The organism is Oxalobacteraceae bacterium OTU3CAMAD1 (assembly GCA_024123915.1).
In the GTDB taxonomy this organism is placed as follows: domain Bacteria; phylum Pseudomonadota; class Gammaproteobacteria; order Burkholderiales; family Burkholderiaceae_D; genus Rugamonas.
The window spans coordinates 5,917,928-5,943,391 of the sequence record CP099650.1; the positions used below are offsets into that span (position 1 = coordinate 5,917,928).

At 63.3% G+C, this 25,464-nt stretch carries 15 protein-coding genes; 5 read left to right on the forward strand and 10 right to left on the reverse strand.

The features are described 5' to 3' along the window. Window positions 1-2: 2 nt before the first annotated feature. Genes acnD through prpB form a run of 3 tightly spaced genes read right to left on the reverse strand, consistent with a single transcriptional unit; the run spans window position 3 to window position 4,671 of the window. Window positions 3-2,600: a Fe/S-dependent 2-methylisocitrate dehydratase AcnD gene (gene acnD, locus NHH88_25265; GenBank protein USX12943.1), complete on the reverse strand. Its 2,598-nt coding sequence runs from the start codon at window positions 2,598-2,600 to the stop codon at window positions 3-5. Beyond that, complete coding sequence (gene prpC / locus NHH88_25270) at window positions 2,601-3,746, reverse strand: 2-methylcitrate synthase (protein ID USX12944.1); 1,146 nt, start codon at window positions 3,744-3,746, stop codon at window positions 2,601-2,603. A gap of 13 nt (window positions 3,747-3,759) precedes the next feature. Then, entirely contained in the window at window positions 3,760-4,671 is a 912-nt protein-coding gene (gene prpB, locus NHH88_25275; GenBank protein USX12945.1) for a methylisocitrate lyase, read from the reverse strand. 177 nt (window positions 4,672-4,848) lie between these two features. Between prpB and prpR the strand changes: the two genes are divergently transcribed. From prpR to NHH88_25295, 4 genes are all read left to right on the forward strand, one after another. Next, window positions 4,849-6,474 (forward strand): propionate catabolism operon regulatory protein PrpR, encoded by a 1,626-nt coding sequence (gene prpR / locus NHH88_25280; GenBank protein USX12946.1) that lies wholly within the window; start codon window positions 4,849-4,851, stop codon window positions 6,472-6,474. 108 nt (window positions 6,475-6,582) lie between these two features. Further along, window positions 6,583-7,464, forward strand: coding sequence for an alpha/beta hydrolase (locus NHH88_25285; protein USX12947.1), 882 nt, complete (start codon window positions 6,583-6,585; stop codon window positions 7,462-7,464). 7 nt (window positions 7,465-7,471) lie between these two features. Next, window positions 7,472-8,512: a histidine kinase gene (locus NHH88_25290; protein ID USX12948.1), complete on the forward strand. Its 1,041-nt coding sequence runs from the start codon at window positions 7,472-7,474 to the stop codon at window positions 8,510-8,512. After that, entirely contained in the window at window positions 8,512-9,237 is a 726-nt protein-coding gene (locus tag NHH88_25295; protein USX12949.1) for a LytTR family transcriptional regulator DNA-binding domain-containing protein, read from the forward strand. The genes NHH88_25290 and NHH88_25295 overlap by 1 nt, the downstream gene beginning before the upstream one ends. Window positions 9,238-9,537: 300 nt before the next feature. On the opposite strand, the gene NHH88_25300 is transcribed toward NHH88_25295, so the two are convergent. The 7 genes from NHH88_25300 to clpS form a co-directional block, all read right to left on the reverse strand. Then, window positions 9,538-11,982, reverse strand: coding sequence for an ABC transporter permease (locus NHH88_25300; GenBank protein ID USX12950.1), 2,445 nt, complete (start codon window positions 11,980-11,982; stop codon window positions 9,538-9,540). 141 nt (window positions 11,983-12,123) lie between these two features. After that, entirely contained in the window at window positions 12,124-15,435 is a 3,312-nt protein-coding gene (locus NHH88_25305; protein ID USX12951.1) for a PDZ domain-containing protein, read from the reverse strand. Between the two features lie 16 nt (window positions 15,436-15,451). Continuing rightward, window positions 15,452-18,772 carry a S41 family peptidase gene (locus NHH88_25310; GenBank protein USX12952.1) on the reverse strand — a complete coding sequence of 1,107 codons (3,321 nt, stop codon included), beginning with the start codon at window positions 18,770-18,772 and terminating at the stop codon, window positions 15,452-15,454. A 156-nt stretch (window positions 18,773-18,928) separates the two neighbouring features. Continuing rightward, window positions 18,929-21,421 (reverse strand): M4 family metallopeptidase, encoded by a 2,493-nt coding sequence (locus NHH88_25315; GenBank protein ID USX12953.1) that lies wholly within the window; start codon window positions 21,419-21,421, stop codon window positions 18,929-18,931. Window position 21,422: 1 nt separating this feature from the next. After that, entirely contained in the window at window positions 21,423-22,082 is a 660-nt protein-coding gene (locus tag NHH88_25320) for a PEP-CTERM sorting domain-containing protein (protein USX12954.1), read from the reverse strand. 177 nt (window positions 22,083-22,259) lie between these two features. Next, on the reverse strand, window positions 22,260-24,566 hold the full coding sequence (gene clpA / locus NHH88_25325) for an ATP-dependent Clp protease ATP-binding subunit ClpA (GenBank protein ID USX12955.1): 2,307 nt from the start codon (window positions 24,564-24,566) through the stop codon (window positions 22,260-22,262). Next, the gene (gene clpS, locus NHH88_25330; protein ID USX12956.1) at window positions 24,563-24,865 is read right to left on the reverse strand and encodes an ATP-dependent Clp protease adapter ClpS; all 303 of its coding nucleotides are present in this window, start codon (window positions 24,863-24,865) and stop codon (window positions 24,563-24,565) included. Before clpS ends, clpA begins: the two co-directional genes overlap by 4 nt. Before the next feature lie 324 nt (window positions 24,866-25,189). On the opposite strand from clpS, the gene NHH88_25335 reads away from it, so the two are divergent. Further along, on the forward strand, window positions 25,190-25,393 hold the full coding sequence (locus NHH88_25335; protein USX12957.1) for a cold-shock protein: 204 nt from the start codon (window positions 25,190-25,192) through the stop codon (window positions 25,391-25,393). The last annotated feature ends 71 nt before the right edge of the window (window positions 25,394-25,464 follow it).

Below are 25,464 nucleotides of genomic sequence, written 5' to 3' on the forward strand. Positions count from 1 at the left end.
GGTCACGCAGCCTTCACGGATTCAAGGAAATCCTGGGCGAAGCGCTGCAGCACGCCGCCCGCCTCGTAGATCGACACTTCCTCCGCCGTATCCAGACGGCAGATCACCGGCACCTCCACCTGCGCGCCGCTGAGGCGATTGATCACGAGGGTCAAGGTCGAACGCGGCGTGCGCGCGCCGATCACGTCATAGGTTTCGGTGCCGTCCAGCGCCAACGTCAAGCGGTTCACGCCGGGCATGAACTCCAGCGGCAGCACGCCCATGCCGACCAGATTGGTGCGGTGGATGCGCTCGAAGCCCTCGGCCACGATCGCCTCCACGCCGGCCAGCCGCACGCCCTTCGCCGCCCAGTCGCGCGACGAGCCCTGGCCGTAGTCGGCGCCGGCGATGACGATCAGCGGCTGCTTGCGCTCCATATAGGTCTCGATGGCTTCCCACATGCGCGTGACGCGGCCTTCCGGCTCGATGCGGGCCAGCGAACCGGCCATCACCTTCCCGTCATGCCCGCGCACCATCTCGTTCTTCAGTGTCGGATTGGCGAAGGTCGCGCGCTGCGCGGTCAAGTGGTCGCCACGGTGCGTGGCGTAGGAGTTGAAGTCCTCCTCCGGCAGGCCCATTTTCGCCAGGTACTCGCCGGCGGCGCTATCGAGCATGATGGCGTTCGACGGCGACAGATGGTCGGTGGTGATGTTATCGCCCAGCAGCGCCAGCGGACGCATGCCCTTCAGCGGACGGGCGCCGGCCAGCGCGCCTTCCCAGTATGGCGGGCGACGGATATACGTGGTCTGCGGACGCCAATCGTACAGCGGGCTCACTTTCAGGCCATCGTCCTCCTGCTTGGCGAACATCGGGATGTAGACCTTGCGGAACTGCTCCGGCTTGACGCTGGCGGCGACGATGCGGTCGATCTCCTCGTCCGAGGGCCAGATGTCCTTCAAAGTGACCGGCTGGCCATTGGCGTCGTGGCCCAGCACATCCTTCTCGATATCGAAGCGGATGGTGCCGGCGATCGCGTACGCCACCACCAGCGGCGGCGACGCCAGGAAGGCCTGCTTCGCATACGGGTGGATGCGGCCGTCGAAATTGCGGTTGCCCGACAAAACGGCGGTGGCGTACAGGTCGCGCTCCACCACTTCCTTTTGTATGACCGGATCGAGCGCGCCGGACATGCCGTTGCACGACGTGCAGGCGTAGGCGACCACGCCGAAGCCCAGCTTCTCCAGCTCCGGCATCAGCCCCGCCTCCTCCAGATACAAGGTGACGGTCTTGGAGCCGGGAGCGAGCGAACTTTTCACCCATGGCTTGCGGGTCAGGCCGCGCGCGTTCGCGTTGCGCGCCAGCAGACCGGCGGCGATCATATTGCGCGGGTTGTTGGTGTTGGTGCAGCTGGTGATGGCGGCGATGATGCAGGCGCCGTCCGGCATCATGCCCGGTTCGTTCTCCACCACGCCGCTGATGCCGCGCGCGGCCAGTTCCGACGTCGGCACGCGGCTGTGCGGATTCGACGGACCGGCGATATTACGCACCACCGACGACAGGTCGAACGTCAATACGCGCTCGTATTCGGCGGTTTTCAGCGCATCGGCCCACAGGCCGGTTTCCTTCGCGTACAGCTCGACCAGTTTGACCAGTTCATCATCGCGGCCGGTCAGCTTCAGGTACTTGATGGTTTGCTCGTCGATGTAGAACATCGCGGCGGTGGAGCCGTACTCCGGCGCCATATTGGAGATGGTCGCGCGGTCGCCCAATGTCAGGTGGGCGGCGCCCTCGCCGAAGAACTCCAGGTACGACGACACGACCTTTTCCTTGCGCAGGAATTCGGTCAATGCCAGCACCGTATCGGTGGCGGTGATGCCTTCTTGCGGCTTGCCGGTCAGCTCGACGCCGATGATGTCGGGCAACCGCATCCAAGACGCCCGGCCCAGCATCACGCTCTCCGCTTCCAGTCCGCCGACGCCGATGGCGATGACGCCCAGCGCATCGACCATCGGCGTGTGCGAATCGGTGCCGACCAGCGTGTCGGGGAAGGCCACGCCGTCCACGGTTTGGATCACCGGCGACATGCGCTCCAGATTGATCTGGTGCAGGATGCCGTTCCCCGGCGGGATAACGTCGACGTTCTTGAACGCTTTTTTGGTCCAGTTGATGAAATCGAAGCGGTCCTCGTTGCGGCGGTCCTCGATCACGCGGTTCTTGTCGAAGGCATCGGGATCGAAGCCGCCGCATTCGACGGCCAGCGAATGGTCGACCACCAATTGGGTCGGCACCACCGGATTGACCAGCGCGGGATCGCCGCCTTGCAAAGAGATGGCGTCGCGCAGGCCGGCCAGGTCGACCAGCGCGGTCTGGCCGAGAATGTCGTGGCACACCACGCGCGCAGGGAACCACGGGAAATCCAGGTCGCGGCGGCGTTCGATGAACTGGCCGAGCGAGGCGTTCAAGGTCGCCGGATCGCAGCGGCGCACCAGATTCTCGGCCAGCACGCGGGATGTGTAAGGCAGTTTGGCCCAAGCGCCTGGCTGGATCGCGTCGACGGCGGCTCGCGCGTCGAAGTAGTCCAGCTGGGTGCCCGGCAAAGGTTTGCGGAATAAGGTATTCATTTATTTCCTGTCCTTGATCGGCACGAATTGCAGATCTTCCGGGCCGACGTAGTTCGCGCTCGGGCGAATGATCTTGTTGTCGATGCGCTGCTCGATGATATGCGCGGCCCAACCGGAAGTACGCGAGATGACGAACAACGGTGTAAACATCGCCGTCGGCACTCCCATCATGTGGTATGACACGGCCGAGAACCAGTCCAGGTTCGGGAACATCTTCTTGACTTCCCACATCACGGTCTCCAGGCGTTCGGCGATATCGAACATCTTCATCGAACCGCCCTCGCGCGACAGCTTGCGCGCCACCTCCTTGATGACGACATTGCGCGGATCGGAGATCGTGTACACCGGATGGCCGAAGCCGATCACCACTTCCTTGTTGGCGACCCGGTTGCGGATGTCCGCTTCCGCTTCATCCGGATTCTCGTAGCGCTTCTGGATCTCGAACGCGAACTCATTGGCGCCGCCGTGTTTCGGGCCGCGCAGCGCGCCGATCGCGCCGGTGACGGCCGAGTGGATGTCCGACCCCGTGCCGGCGATGACGCGCCCGGCGAAGGTCGACGCGTTGAATTCGTGTTCCGCATACAGGATCAGCGACGTGTGCATCGCCTGCACCCAGCTGTCGGACGGCTTGAAGCCGTGCAGCAGATGCAGGAAGTGGCCGCCGATGGAATCGTCGTCGGTTTCCACGTCGATGCGCTTGCCATTGTGGCTGAAGTGATACCAGTACAGCAGCATCGAACCGAAGGACGCCATCAGGCGGTCGGCGATATCGCGCGCGCCCGGCACGTTGTGGTCGTCCTTCTCCGGCAGCACGCAACCCAGCACCGAGACGCCGGTGCGCATCACGTCCATCGGGTGCGCCGACGCCGGCAGCGCCTCCAGCGCCGACTTCAGCGCCTGCGGCAAGCCGCGCAGGGAGCGCAGCTTGGCCTTGTAGCCGCGCAGCTCGGCCTCGTTGGGCAGTTTTCCGTGCACCAGCAGATAGGCGATTTCCTCGAACTCGCAGGAGTTGGCCACATCCAGGATGTCGTAGCCACGGTAATGCAGGTCGTTGCCGGTTTTGCCGACGGAGCACAGCCCCGTGTTACCGGCGGTGACGCCCGACAGCGCAACGGATTTTTTTGGTTTGAAAGTGGTTTCGGTCATGTCTGGTCTCCTGTTATTTTTTCTGTGTCCCGTTTTGAGCGGAATTTTGGGCCGCAAACAGGGCGTCGAGCTTTTGCTCGAAGCTGTGATAGTTGATGCGCTCATACAGCTCGGCGCGGGTCTGCATGGTATCGACGACATTCTGCTGGGTGCCGTCGCGGCGGATCGCGCCGTAGACGTTTTCGGCGGCCTTGTTCATGGCGCGGAAAGCCGACAGCGGATACAACACCAGGCCGACATCGGCGCCGCGCAATTCGTCCACGGTGAACAGCGGCGTCGAACCGAATTCGGTGATGTTGGCCAGCACCGGCACCTTGACGGCGGCGGCGAACTGTTTGTACATATCGAGGCTGATCATCGCCTCCGGGAAGATCATGTCGGCGCCCGCTTCCACGCAGGCGACGGCGCGTTCGATGGCCGCGTCCAGTCCCTCGACCGCCAGCGCGTCGGTGCGCGCCATGATGACGAAATTATCGTCGGTGCGCGCGTCGACGGCGGCGCTGATGCGGTCGACCATCTCCTGCTTCGAGACGATCTCCTTGCCCGGACGATGGCCGCAACGTTTGGCGCCGACCTGGTCTTCGATATGCATCGCGGCGGCGCCGAACTTGATCATCGACTTGACGGTGCGCGCCACATTGAACGCGGACGCGCCGAAACCGGTATCCACGTCGACCAGCAGCGGCAGATCGCAAACATCGGTGATGCGGCGCACGTCGGTCAGCACGTCGTCCAGGTTCGAGATGCCCAGGTCCGGCAGGCCGAGCGAACCCGCCGCCACGCCGCCGCCCGACAAATAAATCGCCTTGAAGCCGGCGCGTTTGGCCAGCAAGGCGTGATTGGCGTTGATCGCGCCGACCACCTGTAACGGGGATTCTTCCTGAACAGCTTTGCGGAAGGCGGCGCCTGCGGAATATTGACTCATGTTTGTGACCTTTCAGGATTGCATTGAACTTGCAATGTTATTGCAAGGGGCATGCCACCCGACTCTTTGATATAAATCAAATACTTAGCTTTCTCCGACGTTTCATATTTGTTTCACGGTGAAACGTCGAAACATATCATGCAACGATTGCGCTACAATTGGAACATGCGCCATTCCATGCCCCTTCCCTTCGATCCGGACGATAAACCGGTCATCTGGACCGTATCGGTGTCGCGCCTCTACGATCTCTTCCGCGACATCACGCTCGAATACGACAACCTGGCCACGATCGAACCGATCAACCTCGGTTTCGACGAGGCGGCGCGCCACATCCGCGAGCGCATGGCCACCGAGCGCTGCGACGCCGTCATCGCCGCCGGCTCCAACGCCGCGTATCTGAAAGGCCGCCTGTCGGTGCCGGTGGTGATCGCGAAATTCAGCGGCTTCGACGTGATGCAGGCGCTGGCCCGGGCGCGACGCGTATCGGACAGAATCGGGGTCATCACGTATCAGGAGCGTTTGCCGGAACTGGCCGAATTCGCCGGCACCTTCGGCTTCGATGTAGCGCAGCGCACCTACGCCACGGAGGAAGACGCGCGGGCGCAGATCAACGATCTGAAAGCGGCCGGCATCAAGGCCATCGTCGGCGCGGGCCTGATCACCGACCTGGCCGAGGAAGCGGGACTGACGGGGGTATTCGTCTACTCCGCCGCCTCGATCCGCCACGCCTTCGACGACGCGCTGGAAATGGCGCGCCTGACGCAGCTGGAATCGAACCGCGCGCGCACGCGCGGCGCGGTGGTGACCGACACCCTGCGCGCCAGGCATGGCCTCAACGATCTGCGCGGCGAATCGCAGGCGATGGAGACGCTGCGGCAGTCCGTCGTGCTGTATGCGAAGTCGCCGGCCACTGTGCTGATCCAAGGTGAAACCGGCACCGGCAAGGAACTGGTGGCGCAAGCGATCCACCGCGAAAGCCCGCGCAGCCTGGGGCAGAACCGGCCCTTCGTCGCCGTCAACTGCGGCGCGATCGCCGAATCGCTGCTGGAATCCGAATTGTTCGGCCACGAGGAAGGCGCATTCACTGGCGCCCGGCGCGGCGGCCATGCCGGCCTGTTTGAAGCGGCCAATCGCGGCACGCTTTTCCTCGATGAAATCGGCGAGATGCCGCTGGCGCTGCAAACCCGCCTGCTGCGCGTGCTGGAGGAACGGGAAGTGGTGCGCGTTGGCGGCACGCGGCCGATTCCGGTCAATGTGCGCATTATCAGCGCCACCCACTGCGACCTGGAACAGCGCGTGCGCGAAGGCCGCTTCCGCGCCGACCTGTTTTACCGGTTGGCGGTGCTGCGGCTGTCGCTGCCGCCGCTACGCGCACGTACGGAAGACGTGATGACGCTGGCCGAGTGGTCCCTGAAGAACGCGATGGCATCGCTGGGCGCGCGCCCGCATCCGAATTTGCATGCGGAGATGAACGCCTGCGCACCGCTGCTGCGGCGCTACGACTGGCCGGGGAATGTGCGCGAGCTGCGCAATCTGACGGAGCGCTTGGCCCTGTTTCTCGCCGCCGAGCCGCTGCAGGCGTTGACGCCGGCGTTTGTTCTCAGCGTGGCGCCGGAATTGGAAATGCCGACGACTCAAATCGAACAGGCCGCGCCGATAAAACCGACACGCGTCGAAAGCGCGACCGAAGTGCTGGCCCGCTTCGGCGGCCGGCGCGACGCCGCCGCCGATTATCTTGGCATCAGCCGCACCACGCTGTGGCGCCGGTTGCGCGACGAAACCGGTCACGTCGAATCGAATTGAACGCGAAACAGCGGAGCGCCGCTCATCCCGGCTGGGGACCGGTCATCACTTCGTCGGTTCCGATATCGCGAGACGCCATTAGGATAGCGGTACAGGAGGAATCAAACCATGAAACGAAGCACGTTCACCCGTCTGTCCACCGCCATCACCCTCACTGCGGGCCTGCTGCTGTCGGCAACCGCCAGCGCCGCGCCCTCCGCCTTCCAGGTAAAAGTCACCGGCACCGGCGCGCCGCTTATCCTGATCCCCGGCCTGGCCTCGTCCGGCGAGGTATGGGACGGCACCGTGGCGCACTACTGCGGCGGCGGAAAATACCAATGCCACGTACTGACATTGGCCGGCTTCGCAGGCGTGCCCGCCATCGACGGCCCGCTGCTGCCGGCAGTCGAACAGCAACTGAGCGACTACATCTCCACCCAAAAATTCAAGAAACCAGTCATCATCGGCCATAGCCTCGGCGGCTTTCTCGGCCTGAAGCTTGCTGCCGACCATCCGGACCAGGTGGGCCGCCTGATAATCGTCGACTCCCTGCCCGCCCTGGGCGCCGCCCAAATGCCGAGCGCCACCAGCGCCCAGCTGAAGGAAATGGGCGAAGGCATGCGCAGCAAGATGATGACGCAGGACGCCGCGACGGCCGCCGCCGGCCAACAACAAATGCTGCGCACGATGGTCACCAAACAGGAAGACATCGACCGCGTCGCGGCCTGGGGAAAACGTTCCGACCGCGTCACCGTCATCAATGCGATGGCCGACCTGATGTCGGATGACCTGCGCCAGGACGTCAGCCGCATCAAGGCGCCGACACTGGTGCTGGGCAGCTGGATCGCCTACAAGGACTACGGCATCAAACCGATGTTCGAACAGACGTACAAAACCCAGTACCAGCGGCTCGACGGCGTCAAGGTGGAACTGTCGGACAACGCCCGTCACTTCATCATGTACGACGATCCGGCCTGGATGTATGATCGGATCGACCAATTCCTGAACTAAGCCGCATATGAAGAACGACCGCCCGCTGCTCGCCCGTTTCAACTGGTACTGGCTGCTGCAGCTGGTCGGCTGGAACGCCCTGCCGATCATGATGGTGTCCATGACGCCATCCAGTCCGCGCCCATTGGCCATGCTGGCGGTAGGCTACTGGGGAGCGGTGGCGGGCCTGGCGATCTCCGACATCTGGCACCGGATGCTGAAGCGGCGCATCCGCAGCGGCATCCGCATCAGCTGGAAAACCATCGCCGTGGCCATCCTGGTACTCGGCACCATCCATACTGGCGTTCAATACGTCGGCTTCCTGGTCATCAAACCATTTGGCCCGGTGCGTGGTATCGGTTGGCTACCCGGCGCGCTGATTTCGTGGTGGACCATCCATCTGGTGTGGAACACCTGCTACATGTCGGTGCTGGCGGTGCGCCGCGCCAACCGGTTCGAAGCCGAAGCGTTGCGGCTGGAGATCAGCGCCAAGGACGCCGAACTGCGCGCCTTGCAGGCGCAGGTCAATCCGCATTTTTTCTTCAACAGCATGAACAGCGTGCGCGCGCTGATCTACGAAGACCAGAACGCGGCAGCGCAAATGGTCGATCAGCTGGCAAGCGTGATGCGCTATGCCCTGCAGTCGGGCCAGAACGACACGGTGCCGCTGTCGGCGGAAGTAGAAGCCGTGCAAGCCTACCTGGCGATCGAGAAAATCCGCTTCGAGGAACGCATGCAGGTCAGTGTCGACATCGGCGTGGGACTGGAGCAGGTGCGCATCCCGCCGATGGCGCTGCAAACGCTGGTGGAGAACGCGGTCAAATACGGCGTCGAGGCCAGCCCCACCGGCAGCGAGATCAAGATACGTGCCTACCGCACCGGCGACGGCATGATTCACATCGAGATCGCCAACCTGGGCGCGATACTCCCCTTCGCCAACTCGACCAAGGTCGGCCTGGTCAACACCCGCAAACGACTGGCACTAGTACTGGGTTCCGGCGCCAATCTCGATTTGACGGAACACAGCGGCTGGGTGCGGGCGACAATGACCTTACCGGAGGCCGCGTGATGCGGGTGGTATTGATCGACGACGAGCGGCTGGCGCGCGCCGAATTGAGGCGCCTTCTGGCGGCGCATCCCGAAGTGGAGATCGTGGGAGAAGCCGTCAACGCGGCGGACGGCGTGCAACAGATCGCCGCGCTCAAACCCGACCTGGTTTTCCTGGATGTGCAAATGCCCGGCGGCAGCGGCTTCGATATGCTGGCGGCGCTGGACGAGCCCCCGGAGGTCATCTTCACGACCGCGTTCGACCAGTATGCGCTGCAAGCGTTCGAGGTCAACGCGCTGGACTATCTGCAAAAGCCGATCCAGGCGGCGCGCATGGCGGCCGCTTTGCAGCGTTGTGCGTTGAGGCTCCGGCGCACGCTGGAATACTCGGCGGCGGCGAGCGCGCTCATGCCCACGGTGGCGAAAAAACTGTTCATCAAGGACGGCGAGCGATGCTGGTTCGTCAGCCTGCAGGACGTGCGGCTGTTCGAGTCGGAGGGCAATTACACGCGCGTGTACTTCGGCCAGCACAAGCCGCTGCTGCTGCGGTCCCTGAACCAGCTCGAAGAGCGGCTCGATCCGCAGCGCTTCTTCCGCGCCAGCCGCCGCCACATCGTCAACCTCGATGACATCGAGCAGGTGACGCCCAACGACGCCGGCGGGCTGGATCTGACATTGCGCGAAGGGTTGCGGATCGAGGTCTCGCGCCGGCGCGCGGCGCAGTTCAAGCTCCTCGCCAGCCTGTAGCCACCACAGGCCCCGCGCAGGTTCAATGACAGAGGTCATAAATAACCTGAATATCGAATATCGAAATTTAAAATTATATTTATATCTTGGGAACGGCTAGACTGCAGTTATCGCAAAAAGCCGTACAAAGGAGTTTATATGATTACCTACCCCGCCCCCCAGCAAGCCATCACAGCGCCGATGTCCAAAGCCATCGACTGGAAAGCCCTGATCCGCCGCGCGTTCGAGCTGGCAGGCGCGCCGTACGCCAACAGCCCGCACATGCCACTGTAAGCGGTCGACCGGCATCCAGCTGCGCACTCACATGCGCAGTGCACGCACCGGCACCATGCGCATCGCGAGCCAGGTATGGCGCGCGATCGCGATCAGCGCGATTGCCCACGTCAGCGAAAGCGCCAGCAGTAACGTCCAGTAGCCGATCGGCGCTTGCACCACGTACGTCGACAGATAACGCCTGATTCCCAGCGCCGCCAGCGGCAGGCCGATCATCGAGGCGATCAGGATGAGCATCCCTATCTCCCGCACCACCAGCATGGCGATGGCGGACCTCCCGGCCCCGTGCAGTTTGCGCAACACGATTTCCCTGGCGCGGCGCTGTACCGTGTTGGCCGACAGGACATAGGTCCCAAAAGCCGCGATCAACAATGTGATGCATGTGGCGATCGCCAGCAGCTTGGCCAGGCGGGCATCGTCGGCGTAGTTGACCGCGAGGATGTCCCGGGCGCGATATGTCTTCATGATCGCGTCCGGGAAGTACCTGGGCCATAGCTCCCGCACCATGCTCTCCACCTGCGCCGGCGAGCCGCTTGTCCGCACGCTGAGCGTGGTGCTGGCTGTCCAGAGCTCATAGGCAGTGGCGCGGGGAGCTTCGCGCAGCGAGTGAAAATGCAGATCCGGGGCGATGCCGACCACGCGCTTGCGGACAATCTTGTTCTCGTAATCGGTGAACAAAACGATGTTTCCGACCGCGGCCTCCGGCGACGCGAAGCCCAGATCCCGCGTGGCGACAGCATTGAGCACCACCGGCACCGGATCGTCTTCCTGGTCCAACGCGGCCTGGAACAAACGACCGGCGAGCGGCCGTATGCCGTAAAGCTCGAAGAAATTTGCGCTGACGCCCTTCATCTCCATACCCGCACCGGAGCCCCCCTCGCGTCGTAGTTCGCGCGTCCACGCGTTGTCGAGCCGTCCAACAGGATCTTCCGATAACGCCACGCCCTCCACGCCACGTTGTGTCTTCAGCGCCGTGATGAAGGCGCGTGCAGGGTCGCTGTAGCGCACCGGCGCCGGCAAATCGACAATCAGAAACGGAGCGGGATCAAACCCCGGCGACGACCGCATGGCAAACTCGGTCTGCCACGCGATCGCGGCGGTGATGCCCGCGAAGCCCATCGCGGTGGCTATTTGCACCACCGTCAATATCCGCCGGAAACGCATGCCGCCGACGGACTCGTTACCGGGCCGGCCGGCCAGTACTTGCGTCGGCAACACGCGCACCGCGATCCAGGCCGGATACATCGCCGTCAACACGCCAAGCGCGACGCCCAGTGCCGTCGCCGCCACGATGTTGGCCAGGGAGAGCATGTTGGACAAGTCACGGTTGACCAGTTCCGAGAAAATCGGCAGTGCCAACCAGGCCAGCAGCAAGCCGACCGTCGTCGCCACCAGCGATACCGCAAGCGACTCCATGAGAAAGTGCAGCACGATCCTGCCGACGCCGGCACCGAGCACCTTACGCATGGCGACCTCGCGCTGGCGGCGCAAAACGCGCACCGTCGCCAGGTTGACATAATTTATGGCCGCCAGCACCAGGATCAATACCGCAATCGCCGTCAGACCGGCGATAACGGCCGGGTCGCCGCGTTTTCCCGCCACGAAGACACGACTGCCTTCGACATCCTTGTCGAAATAGGCGCGCCGCAGCGGCGACAGGCCGAGATCCATCACCTTGCGCTTGCCCAGCCGTTCCAGCGTTTCCGGCGGATGGTTCTGGATACTGGGCGTACGGTCGACCACTTGCTGAAACGCGTCCGTGATTGCCGCCAGCGAAACGCCGGGCTTCACGCGGATCAGCAACTTGCCCATCCAGCCCAATTCCCCGGTCAGTATTTCGTTGCGAACGGTTTTGTCCACCAGCGCGGAATTAACGCCCAATAGCGAGTCGAACGGAATCGTGGTATTGGCCGGTGGCGTGGCGACCACTGCGCCGACGCGGACCACTTGGCGTTCGGCCTGCATGGTGCGGCCTATCGCATTCGCCGTGCCGAACAGCCGCACCGCCGAGGCTTCGGTGAGAACGATGCTGTCCGGCTGATCCAGCGCAACGCGCAGGTTCCCCTGCAGCGCCGTCAATCCCAGCATGTCGGCGAAGCCGGGCAGCACATAGAGCCCCTGCAGTTGCAGCTTGCGATTGTCGATGCTGATCACAAGGGGAGCCGTTTGCGGGCGCGATGGGAAGAAGCTGGTGGCGTCGACCACGCCGGGCGTGGCCATGGCCACCGACCGCAAGAACATCGGTGCAACGTCGTACAGCGGGGATTTGGGATCGACGTGGTAGCGCTGCGTGACGACGTAGACGTTGTCGACGTCCGGCACATGCGAGTCGTAGTCCAGCGAGTACTTCACAAAGCCGAACAGCAGCAGGGAGGCTGCCAAACCTATGCTCAGGCCCAGTATCACCGACAGCGAATATGCCGGTTCCTGAATCAGGGTGCGCCAACCGATGCGCAAGTCGCGTAGCTTCATTGGGTAAGTCCGTGGATGGAAGATAAAGGGTCATTGCAACTACCATGCCACGGCTTTTTACACCCTGTTTTACCCTGCCGCGCGCGGAATCGGCGGCATTTGTCCGGAAGTGAACGTCGGCGCTGTTCACTTCCGAACACTTCACTTCGACTTCACCGGAAAGGCCGGACGCGCGGGCCGTACCGGCGGATTCTTCGCCAGTTCGGCCTTGATGACCTCAATCGCCTTTTCCAGCTGCGGATCGCGGCCGGCGATGACGTCCGCCGGCGTTTGATCGACCTCGATGTCCGGCGCCACGCCCTCGTTCTCCACGCCCCAGCCACCGTCGCGGGTCCAGAAGGCCAGATTGGGCGCGGTGATCGTGCCACCATCGAGCAGCACGGGGAAGCCAAGCACGCCGACCAATCCACCCCAGGTGCGCTTGCCGATCAGCGGCCCCATTTGGTTTTTGCGGAACATCCACGGCAGCAGGTCGCCGCCCGAGCCGGCCGTTTCGTCGATCAGCATCGCGCGCGGTCCCTGGATCGAAGCCGATGGGGTCTTCATGTCCGCGCCGTAGCGCATGGTCCACCAGGCGATTTCCTTCTTCTGCAAAATCTCCAGGTAGTAGTCGGCCACGCTGCCACCGCCATTGAAGCGTTCATCGATGATGACGGCGTCCTTGTCGGCCTGCGGGAAGAAGTAGCGCTTGAAATAGGTATGCCCCAAAGCCGCGGTGTTCGGCACGTACACATAGGCCACCTTGCCGCCGGTGGCCGCGTTGACCTTGCGGATATTTCCCTCGATCCAGTCGCGGTTGCGCAGCGCGTCCTCGGTCGGCACCGGCACCACGGTGATGGTGCGCGACTTGCTGCCGTCCGCATTCGGGCCGACGGTGATGTCGATCGCCTTGTTGGCGGTGTTTTCGAAGGCGCTGTACAGATTGGTCGGCGCCACCAACTGACGGCCATCGACCGCCAGCAGATATTCGCCGGCCTTGACGTTCAAGCCAGGTTCCGTGAGCGGTGCGCGCAGCGCCGGATTCCAGTTCAAGCCGCCGTAGACTTTCTTGAAGCGGTAACGGCCATCGCTGATCTCGTAGTCCGCGCCCAGCAATCCGCCCGGCACCGCTTTGCTGTCGGTGAAGAAGTCACCGCCACCGCCGCGATGATGGCCCACACCCAGCTCGCTGCACAGCCACTGGATCAGGCGGTTCAGATCGGCGCGCGACGACAGCTCCGGCAGGAATTGTGCGTACTTCTCGCGCATCTTGTTCCAGTTCGCGCCGTGCATGCCCGGATCGTAGAAGAAGTCGCGGTTGATGCGCCACGCTTCGTTGAAGATCTGCGCCCACTCGGCGCGCGGTTCGGCGCGCACTTCGATCGCCTCGACCTTGATCTTTCCTTCGCCCGGCGTCAGCGTCTTGGCGCTGGCGCTGCCCATGGCCCAGGCTTCCTTGAGGCGGTAGACGATCTTCTTGCCATCGGAAGACACCTCGAATTCATCCGCCTCGGCCAGCAGCGTTTCGGCCTTGCGGTCCTTCAGGTCGAAGCGCTGGATGGCTTTCTTGCCGTCGTTCTCGCGCAGGAAGAATATCTGGCCGTCCTGCCCCGCCTCCAGATCCGATAGCGACGCCGCCGGTATCGGCAAATCGACGATGCGCGTTTCGATGCCGTCGAAATCGATCGCCATCGGCGCGACCGGCGCCACGGCGACTTTCGGATCGTCGCGCCCCGTCTTCGGATCGATCTTCGGCGTCTCCGGCTTGGCCGGTTCCTTTTTCTCCGACACCGGTGGCGTGGGAGGAGCGGCCAGGGCTGCCTTTTCCTCGTCGCTTTCCTTGATCAGCGGGGACGGCAGGTCGCGCCGCAACACCGCCATCCAGACGGTGCGCGTGACGCGGTTGTCCTCGTTCTGCTGCGAGAACCAGTTGTTGCTCGGCCCCGCGTTGGTGGAGGCGAAGAAGTAAAGGTACTTGCCGCTCTTGTCGAACACCGGATTGACCACGTCCGACAGACCGTCCGTCACCGGCCACGATTTTTCCTGCTCCAGCGAATAGATGTAGGCGCTACGCGTGTAGGTCATCGAATTGAGCGCGTACGCGATCCAGCGCGAGTCCGGCGCCCATGCCGCCCGCAAGGTCTTGTTCACGCCATACAGCGGCTCGGACGCGATCTTGCTGACCGCCCCGGAGGCGACATCCATCACATACAAGGTCCAGGAATTGTCGGTGTAGGCGATCTTCTTGCTGTCGGGTGACCACACCGGATTGTCGTAGAAGCCGGAACCGGTCAGCTTGAACTTGCGCGGTTCGCCCTTGCCGTCCTGCGCGCGGATATGCAGCGCGTACTCGCCCGATTCGTCGGAGAAGTAGGCGACCGAGCGGCCGTCCGGCGACCAGGCCGGCGAGCGCTCGTTGGCGGCGGTGGTCTGCGTCAGGTTGCGCACATCGCCCTTGTCGGCGGGGATGGTGACGATCTCGCCACGGAATTCATACGCCACCCGCGCGCCCGACGGCGACACCGAAAAATTGCGGATGTATTTGGCGCCGCTGACCCAGCGCGGGCGCGACATCCCCAGGTCGCTACTGACGCCGATGGCCAGCTTGCGCGCCTGGCCGGTGCCGAGATCCAGCGCGTGCAGATAGCCGGCCTGCTCGTAGACGATGCCGTTGCCCGAGGCGGAAGCGTTCAGCACCGGGAAGTCGGCATGCTTCGTGAGCGCGCGCACGGCCTTGGACTTGACGTCGTAGGCATACAGATTGAATTCGCCGTCGCGGTCCGAGCGGAAGTAGACGGTGTCGCCGATCCACATCGGATCGACATCGTTCGAGTGCGTGGCCGGCTGCGGTATCTTGACCGCCGTTTTATCGCCCCGGTTGAACAGCCACAGGATCGAGTTGGTACCGCCCCGATAGTGCTTCCACTGCAGGAAGGCCGGCGAGAACGGGTTGTAGACAATGCTCTTGCCATCGGGTGACCAGGCGGCGCGCGCGGCGTTCGGCACTTCCAGCTGCGTCTCCACGCCGCCGGTCACCGGCACCGTGAACAGTTTGCGATAGCGGTTGTTGAACGCCGCGCGCGGCGATGTGAACATCACCGATTTTCCATCGGGCGCGAAGCCCTGCACCACGTCGGCGCCCGGATGATACGTCAGCCGCTTCGGCACCCCGCCCTCGATCGGCAGCAGGTAGACGTCGGTGTTGCCGTCGACCTGCGCGCTGTAGGCGATCAATTTACCGTCCGGCGAAAACTGCGGGTTCGATTTTTCACCCGGGTCGGACGTCAGGCGGCGCGGCGCTCCGCCATCGGGATTCGCCAGCCACACATCGCCGGCATAGATAAAGGCCAGATGGGTGGCCGACAACGCCGGTTCGGTGAGCATGCGGGTATCGCTGGTGCTAGGCAGTGCCTGCGCGGTTTGGCCAATTGTAATGACCGCACCGGCGACAGCAATCGATAACAGGCGCTTCATGTGCATCAAGGTCTCCTTATTTCAACGCGGGGATCACCTGCGGTTGATATGGTTTGATAGGGCTGTCCTTCAACTTTTTATCCAGCAGTTCCAACGCCACTTCCAGCTGCCTGTCCTGCCCCATGAAGGTGGCGTGCGGCAGGTTGTCCACTTCCACGTCGGGCGTCACGCCCACGCCTTCGATCAGCCAATGGCCGTCGGCGGTATTGAACTGGCCGTTCTCGGCCACGCGCGCCATGCCGTTGTCACTCAAGCGGTTGCTGTCGCTCAGCCAGACGCCGGCGCCGGCGGTGCGCTTGCCGACCAGCGTCGCCAGTCCAAGCGCCTTGACGCCCGCCGCGAAGGTCTCGCCGTCCGAATAAGTCAGTTCATCGACCAGCACCACCAGATGCCCACGGAAGGTGTTCTGCATGTTGGGCGCCGGCTGCGCCCCCGGCGCCGCCCAGAAGGCCCAGGCCTTGCGCAGCAGCTTTTCGATGATCCAGCTGTCGATATTGCCGCCGTTGTTGCGGCGCACGTCAATGATCAAGCCTTCGCGGTTGACGTTGGCGTAGAAGTCGCGCGCGAACGAGGCGATGTCCCGCGGTCCCATGGCGCGCAGGTGCAGATAACCGATGCGTCCTTTCGACGCCGTCTCCACCTGGCGCGCGCGGCTCTGCTCCCAATCGCTGTAGCGCAAGCCGGCCTGCTTGGTCATATTCACCGGCATCACGATCACCGGACCGGCGCCGCCGGCCTTGCGTTTGATCTGCAGCAGCACCTGCCGGTCGGCCTGGTTCAGCAGCAGGTCGGCGATGTCGCGCGCCTCCAGCACCGATTTGCCGTTGACGGCGGTGATGATGTCGCCCTCCTTCACGTTGACGTCGGCCTGCGCCAGCGGTCCGCGCTCGGACGGCAGTTCCGGCTCGCTGCGGTAGATGTGGTCGACGCGGTAGCCTTCGGCGGTGCGCGCCAGCAGCGCGCCCAGGCCGGACGGCACGCCCTCCGGAGAGGAGCGGCGGATATCGCCTGGCGCGATCTGCGAATGCAGCGAACCGACTTCGCTGATCATCATGCCCAGGATGTCGTTAAGCTCCGCGCGGTCGGTCACGCGCTCGACCAGCGGCGTATATTTGTCGCGCACGGCCGTCCAGTTCACGCCGCGCATCTTGGCGTCGTACAGGAAGTCGCGGTGCATGCGCCAGGCATCGTTGAACATCTGCTTCCACTCCAGGCGCGGATTGGAGGTGAAGCTCCAGTCGTCGACCTTGACCTTGGCCTTGGAGGTGTCGGTCGGCGCCTTGGCGGCCGCTTCGACGATGATCATGTCGCCCGGGCCTCCGCTGAAGGTGCGGTAGTAGATGTGCTTTTTGTCCGCGGCCAGGTCGAATTCGCGCACGCCGGCGGCGAAGGTTTCCGGTTGCGGGCCGTTGGAGGCGATCGCCAGCGTTTTCAGGTTCGCCTTGCCGTCGCCGGACTCCACGTCCAGGAAGTACAGGCGCTTGTCGTCCATGTTCAGGCCACGGTAGTTACCTGGCGCTAGCGGCACTTCGTACAAACGGTCCTGCAGGCCGACAAAGACGATATCCGGCAGCGACTTGTCCGATTTTTTGACCGGCGGCGCGGTCTTGGCGACGGCTTTTTCGACCGCTTTCTCAGCCGCCTTCTCGGCGGCCTGCTCCACCGCCTTGTCGGCGGTGCCCTCGGCCACCTTCTCGCCCGGCTTGCCCAGTTCATCGTCCGGTTTGAACGGGAAGCGGTTGCCCGGCTGGAGCGCCAGCGCGTAGACGCCGGTGCGCTTGTCGAACACCGGTCCCATATTGCGGTCGCCCCACGGCGAACCGTTCGCCAGCTGGAAGTTGCGGGCCGAGAGGAAGTACAGCCATTTTCCGTCCGGCGAAAACACCGGCGAGCGCGAGGTGTAACGGTCGCTGGTGACGAAGGCCAGCTGCTTCGACGCCAGGTTGTACAAGCCGATTTGCTCGCGCTGCTCGGTGGTCGCGGAGCGCACCAGGGCCAGGTTCTTGCTGTCGCCCGACCACAGGATTTCGTCGTGCTTGTCAACGCCGGCCTTGCCCGCGTCGTCGATGACGATATTCGATTTGGTGGCCAGGTCCAGCAGCCAGAAACGGCCCTTCTTGTCCGTGTGGCCAAGCCAGCGGCCGTCCGGCGATGGATACAGCTGCCAGCGGTGGCTGATGCCGTCTCGCGTCAGTTGCTCGCCCGGGCCGGAACCGTCGGCGGCGAACTTCCAGATTTCGTTTTCGCCGCTGGTGTCGACAATCGCGTAGACCCACTTGTCGTCGGGGCTGAACACCGCCTCGCGCGCCCGAGCGCCTTCCGGCACCGCGATCTCGACGCGGCGCTGCGCACCGGTGCCGGCAAGGCTGACGCGCCCGCGCGCCGTCAGCACCAGCCGCTCGGACTTGGCCGACAGCTGCACATTGGTCAATTGATCCAGCGGTGAGCGGATCTGGCGCGCGCGCTGCTGATCGAAGTCCGACACCAGCCCTATCGACAGCTGGCGGTCTGCCGACGCGGCCAGATCGAACACGCGCAGGTCGGCGCCCAGTTGATAGACGACGCGGCCGTCGCCGAGCGCCGCGTTGCGCACATCCCAGTCGGTGTGTTTGGTGAGCTGGCGCGGGTCGCTGCCGTCGGGCGCCATCGACCACAGATTGTCGGAACCGCCACGGTCGCTGATGAAAACCACGCGTCCCTGCCACCACATCGGACGCTTGTTGTTGCCGCCATCGCCGGCCAGCAGCGGCCTGGCTTCGGCCCCCGCGCCAGCGTTCAAATCGTAGCGCCACAGCTGCGCGTGGGCGCCGCCGCGATAGTTCTTGACGTTGTCGTTGGTCAGGGACAGGCCGTAGCGCGTGAAGTACAGCGTCTTGCCGGCGTCGTCGAGCACCGCGTCGTTGGCGTCGGCGACGGCGAACACGCGGCGCTGCAAGGTCGATGGCTGCACGGCGGCGGCGATGCGGTGCGCCGACGGTCCCTTCGAATCCTGGGTGCTGACCAGCACCTCGCCCTGCGCCGTCCAGCCCAGCACCGTCACGGCGCCGTTCTCGAACGTCAGCCGCTTCGGCAAACCGCCGGCGACCGGCATCACGTAGGCTTCCTGCGCGCCCTCGTACGAGGCGGAGAAGGCGATCCATTTGCCGTCGTACGAGATGGCGGCATTGGTCTCGGCGGCGGGGTGCGTGGTCAGGCGCTGGGCCTGGCCGCCCTGGGCGCCGGTGCGCCACAAATCGCCTTCGGCGGTGAAGACGACGGCGTCGCCACGGATGGCGGGGAAACGGTAGTAGGATTCTGCGGCGGAGGCCGCCTGGCCGGCCAACAGGCCGGCTGACATCAGGATCAAAGCGAGAGGGTGAAAGCGTGGGCGTACACGGAAGCGGCGGCGGAGCGGTGACATGGACAGGCTTTGCAAGTTGTCGATAGGAACGACGATTCTGTCATACCTTGACCGCTTGACGCAAAGAAAAACTGCCCCGCCGCCGCCGCACTGTTACTCCGTTTTCAAGCTGACATTGTCCAGCATGAAAGAGCTGTCCTGATTGCCATCCGAGCTCGACGCGAAGCGCAACCGCACGGTCTGGCCACGAAACGCGCTCAGGTCGAAACTGTGCGTGACGAAGCCGGGCGCGGCGTCCAGATTGCTGAACGCCTTGACCAGCGCCAGCGGCTGGTTGAACAGGCCGCGCACCTCGACCCGGAAGTGGTCCTGCGCTTTGGCCGCGTTGCTGGTGGTGCTCACGCTCAGCGCGAACGACAGCTTGGCGGTTGCCGTATTCGCCGGGATCGTCAGCGCCTGGTAAATCGCCGCGCCCGACGATGATTCAAAGGTGCCGAACCACGCCATGTACTTGCCCGCATGGGCCGGATACTGGTTCCAGCTGTTGATCTTGTTCAGATGGCCAGCCCAGTCCAGTTCGCCGTCTTCGAAGCCGCCGTTGGCGATGCGCTCGTACAAGGTGCCGGGCGGATTGATGGTCAGGACCGCCGTCTGGCTGGTGGCCGTGGTCGGCAGGTTGGCGCTGTCGGTCACGCGCACGGTAATTTTGGCGCCGGCGTCGGCCGCCGTCGCGATGAAGCTGTAGCCAGGCCCCGTGACGTTGCGCACCCGCGCGCCGTTCTTGTACCAGGCGTAGAAGTACGGCGCCGTGCCGGCCTCCGCGTAGGCCGTGAAGTTGGCCGGCCGGCCCACCGTCACGCCGGTGCTGACCGGTTGGGTCAGCAAGGCCACCGGCGACTTGTAGCCAAGCTCGTCGATGTCGTAGCCGACGTTGATGGCGGCGTAGGCGCGCTGCACGGCGACCGCCTCGGCGCTGTGGTCGCCGTACAGCTGGCGCGCCACGTCAAGCACATGCTGGCGCGCGGCCGCGTAATTGGTGGCGGCGGCGAATTTGGTGGTGTTGGCGGTGAACCAGATGCGGTAGGCCTTGTCGTTGCCGATGCCGGTCATGGCCCTGGGTGTGCGCTTGAGGTAGGCGCTGTGGCCGTCCGCGCCGGCCTTGACATCCGAGCCCTGCGACAGGAAGTAGAACATGCGGTTATTGGCGCCGCTGCTGTAGTGCGGATCGAGCTTGCCGATGTCGAAACTCCAGGCGTCGCGGCTCTTGCCGTCCCTGGACGGCTTTTGCAGATAGCGCAGCGGCTGGCCCTGGAACCAGGCCTCCTTGGCCATCATCCAATCGTTGCCCGCCGGGACAGTCTTGCCGACGCCGCCGTTGCGCGCGTAGGCCTCGGCCATTTCGCCGTTGATGTCCGCGCCCGATTCGTTGAGGCCGCCCGCCTCGCCGTACATCGGCAGCTTGGAGGTGCGGGCCGTGACGCCGTGGCCCATTTCGTGGCCGAGCACATCGACCACGCCCAGGTTTTTGTAGTCGACGCCGTTGCTGTCGCCGACGCGGATGCAGCGGCAGCCGTCGTCGTAATAGGCGTTGGTGTGGGCTTGGCCATAGTGCACGGTGGCATAGGTGGCGGTATTGTTGCCATCGAGGCTGTGCCAGTTCATCACGTTTTTCATCGTGTCGTACGTGCTCATCAGCCCGAACATGGCGTTGACGGCGGCGGTCTGGCCGTTGGCGCCGGTGGTGCTGGCGCCGCCGACGTATTGCAGGCCGTCGCCCCACTGGTTGTCGGCGTCGGTGTAGAGCGGTCCGGTCGTAATGTAGTCGTTGTCGGCGTTGGTGATCGCCAGCCCGCCGAACTTGCCGCCGACGCCACGGCTGGTGTCCTTCATCTGGTACAGGGCGCCGCTCTTTGTCGTGTTGAGCTTGACGATGCCGTTGTACTGGCTGTGGCCGGTGCCGGCGACGTCGGTGCGGGCGTTGTGGCGATCGATCAGATGGCCGTCCTCGGCACTGATGATGTGGTCCCAGAACTGCATATCGTTGCGGATCAGCATGCGCGTCCTGACGACATAGGCCAGGCGGTAATCGGCGACCACGTCATCGACGTCGAGCGCGTTCAGTTGCGCCAGCTGCTTGCCCTCGCCGGTGCGGGTACGGGTTCTTGCCATCAATGGATAGACGACCAGCTCGGCGGTGGTGTCCTCCAGCGGCCGGGCGCCGCGCTCGATACCGGCAAGCACCAGATTGATCGCGTCCTGCGCGCTCAACGGCGGACGCTCCGGCAGCGCATCGGCGCCCTCTTCGGCGGCTGCCGCCAACGCGGTGCGCCGGTCGCTCAGCGTTTCACCGATGACGGCGCCGTCGTCGGCCACCGTCACCACGGATTCCGATTGCCAGATGCGCACGCCGCGATAGGTATGGTGCAGGCGGGCGACGCGCGTGCCGGCCACGCCGGGGTGGATGTTGTCGAGCGCCAGCGCAAACGGCGCCGGCTGGCCATGGGCGGCCGTCAGTTGCTCGATCAGCGACGGCGCCGCGTCGCGGGCGGCGGCCATCAGCGGGCCGGCCATGGCGGTATCGGCAGCCGGGGCGGCGGTGGCGGCGCCCAGCGACAGCGCGGCGGAAAGCAAGGTCAGGTATCGCATGTCATGCCCCCTTGCCGGCATCGCGGCGGCGGCGCACCAGCGCCAGCATGGCCAGCCCGGCGCCGAACATCGCATAGGTCTCCGGTTCGGGCACTGCCGCAACTGCGACCTCGGCCACGCCGACCTTGGCCGCGCCAACGCTAAAGAACGCCGCGTTGTAGTTGGCATAGCCGTTTTCCAGCTCGCCGACGACGAAACGCGCGCGGATGCCGGTGAAGGTGATCGCGGTGTCGGCCGGAAGGTAAGGTCCGCCGAACAAGGCGCCGAGGTGGGCCGTGCCGCCGCTCTGGTTGAAGCCGTGCAGCGTCGCAAGCGATGCGCCGGCCACGCCCGACAACGACATCTGCAGGCCTCCGACCGAGAAGTTGCTGGTGTTGAGCGGATCGCTGGCGTCCTGGTAGAGGCCGAGGTTGAACAGCTGGTAGCCGTTGGCGCTGGCCATGCTCACCGCCTGGCCGGGCAGGAAGGAATAGTCGAGTTCCACGGTGTCGCCCTGGTGGATCGTCAGCGGCGCGAATTCGTCGCTGGAATAACGCAGTTGCGTGGGGGTGGCGGTGTCGGCCAGGCCGAGATCGAAGGTGTGTTGGATGAAGACGGTGCCGGCCAAAGCGGGCAGACACAAAAAACCGGCAGCGAGTGCCGGCAGGAGAAACTTGAACATGACGATCCCTGGTTTTGATGTTTTATTGATAATATGAAGTATTTAAAGTATCAGTTAAAAGCGGGAAAGTGTCAAATTGTATTTTCATTTTTATATCAATCGAGTGATTGGCAGCGGACGAAAAAAAACCCGCCGGCGCGGAGCGGGCGGGTTTTTCTATGCTGCGGTCTGGCGGACTTAGTCCACTTCCACAGTCTCCGGCGGCGTGGTCGGCGCGGCGTCTGGCGGTTCCGGGAACTCCAGCTTGACGACATCCTTCTCGTCCAGATCGACGGTCACGCGCCCACCGGTCACCAGACGGCCGAACAACAGCTCGTCGGCCAGCGCCTTGCGGATCATGTCCTGGATCAGGCGCGACATCGGCCGCGCGCCCATCAACGGATCGAAACCCTTCTTCGCGAGGAACTTGCGCAGTTTCTCGGTGAAGATGGCCTCGACCTTCTTCTCGTGCAGCTGCTCTTCCAGCTGCATCAGGAACTTGTCGACCACGCGCAGGATGATTTCCTCGTCCAGCGCGCGGAAGCTGATGGTCGCGTCGATACGGTTGCGGAACTCCGGCGTGAACATGCGCTTGATGTCGGCCATCTCGTCGCCTGCCTGCTTGGAATTCGTAAAGCCGATCGACGACTTCTGCAAGCTCTCGGCGCCCGCGTTGGTGGTCATGATGATGATCACGTTGCGGAAGTCGGCCTTGCGTCCGTTGTTGTCGGTCAAGGTGCCATGGTCCATCACCTGCAGCAGGATGTTGAAAATGTCCGGATGGGCTTTTTCAATCTCGTCCAGCAGCAGCACCGCGTGCGGCTTCTTGGTGATGGCTTCGGTCAGCAAACCGCCCTGGTCGAAACCGACGTAACCCGGCGGCGCGCCGATCAGGCGCGACACGGCGTGACGCTCCATGTACTCGGACATGTCGAAACGAATCAGCTCGATGCCCAGGATGAAGGCCAGCTGTTTCGCCACCTCGGTCTTGCCGACGCCGGTAGGACCGGAGAACAGGAAGGAGCCGATCGGTTTGTCGGTCTTGCCCAGACCGGCACGCGCCATCTTGATCGCCGACGCCAGCGCTTCGATCGCAGGATCCTGGCCGAACACCACGTTGCGCAAATCGCGGTCGATGGTCTGCAGCTTGCTGCGGTCGTCCTGGTTGACGGTCTGCGGCGGGATACGGGCGATCTTGGCGATGATGTCCTCGATCTCGGTCTTGCCGATGGTTTTCTTTTGCTTCGACTTCGGCAGGATGCGCTGCGCAGCACCGGCCTCGTCGATGACGTCGATCGCCTTGTCGGGCAGATGGCGGTCGTTGATGAAGCGCGCGGCCAGTTCGGCGGCGGTCGACAGCGCCGACGACGAATACTTGACGCCATGGTGCTCTTCGAAGCGCGACTTCAGGCCGCGCAGGATCTGCACGGTCTGCTCGACGGTCGGCTCGTTGACGTCCACTTTCTGGAAGCGGCGGGAGAGCGCGTGGTCCTTCTCGAACACGCCACGGAATTCCGTGTAGGTGGTCGCGCCGATGCACTTGAGCTGGCCGTTGGCCAGCGCAGGCTTCAGCAGGTTCGACGCGTCCAAGGTGCCGCCCGAGGCGGAACCGGCGCCGATGATCGTATGGATCTCGTCGATGAACAAGATGCCGTTCGGGTTGTCCTTCAATTGTTTGAGGACGGCCTTGAGGCGCTGTTCGAAGTCACCGCGATACTTGGTGCCGGCCAGCAGCGCGCCCATGTCGAGCGAATACACGACGGCATTTTGCAGGATCTCCGGCACATCGCTCTGCGTGATGCGGTAGGCCAGGCCTTCGGCGATGGCGGTCTTGCCGACGCCGGCCTCACCGACCAGCAGCGGATTGTTCTTGCGGCGACGGCACAGGATCTGGATCACGCGGTCGACCTCGTCCTCGCGGCCGATCAGCGGATCGATCTTTCCTTCGGCGGCGGACTTGTTCAGATTCTGCGTGAACTGGTCCAGCGGGCTTTCCTTGGTCTGGCCTTCGCCGCCCGGAGCGCCCTCTTCCACGCCTTCGGATGCCTTGGCGGCATCGGTCTGCTGGTCCTTGCGCACGCCGTGCGAAATGAAGTTGACCACGTCCAGACGGGTCACGCCCTGCTGGTGCAGGTAGTAGACCGCGTGCGAGTCCTTCTCGCCGAAGATCGCCACCAGCACGTTCGCGCCGGTCACTTCCTTCTTGCCATTGGACGCCGACTGCACGTGCATGATGGCGCGCTGGATGACGCGTTGGAAACCGAGCGTCGGCTGGGTATCGACCTCACCGGTGCCAGGCACGGTCGGCGTGTTATCGCCGATGAAATTGGTCAGGGTTTTGCGCAGATCTTCAATGTTGACGGCGCATGCGCGCAACACTTCGGCAGCCGAAGGGTTGTCCAGCAAGGCCAGCAGCAAGTGCTCCACCGTGATGAATTCGTGCCGGGCCTGTCGCGCTTCGACAAACGCCATGTGCAAACTTACTTCTAATTCCTGCGCAATCATACTTCCTCCATCACGCACTGCAGGGGATGACCTGCCTTGCGCGCATGCGTTAAAACGAACTCCACTTTGGTACAGGCTATATCTTTAGAGAACACGCCGCACACTCCTTTGCCGTAGCGATGAACACTGAGCATTATTTGCGTGGCTGTTTCACGGTCTTTGTTGAAATACTCCTGGATGATAGCGACTACAAATTCCATCGGTGTGTAGTCATCGTTGAGCAACGCCACCTGGTACAAAGGTGGCGGCTTCAGCGCTTGCCGCTCCAAAAGGGTTTCGGTGTCATGCTTGGTTGCCATACGCTTATATTCTAATGCTTTCGGGGTTGATGCAATGTGCATTTCACTATACACATCCAATTGTTTTCCATCTTACGCGTTTTCTTAACATGGCGCAGATGGCGACCCATTTGTTAAAATCAAGAGTTGCTTTTTCGCTAAGCAGATCAAAAGTAGCAAAATGCATACAAATCTGCTTGACTTTAAAAATTGGTCCGCTAACAATGCGTTATCGGCTTCGTGCAGAAATGTACATGTTGATAAGAAGTGAGGCGTGAGGAGGGGGCAAGAAGCTTCTTGCTTTTATGGCTCGTGTGATCCGTTTTAATTTTGAAAGTTCTTTTTATGGCAACAGGTACAGTTAAGTGGTTCAATGATTCCAAAGGTTTTGGCTTCATCACTCCAGATGACGGCGGCGAGGATTTGTTCGCTCACTTCTCCGCAATCAACATGAACGGTTTCAAGACCCTCAAAGAAGGTCAAAAAGTTCAATTCGAAGTCACGCAAGGCCCTAAAGGCAAGCAAGCTTCCAACATCCAAGCTGCCTAAGTTACACGGCACCAGATGTGAAAAACCCCGTCTGCGGGGTTTTTTTTCGTCCACCGGTCGGCTCGGGCCCT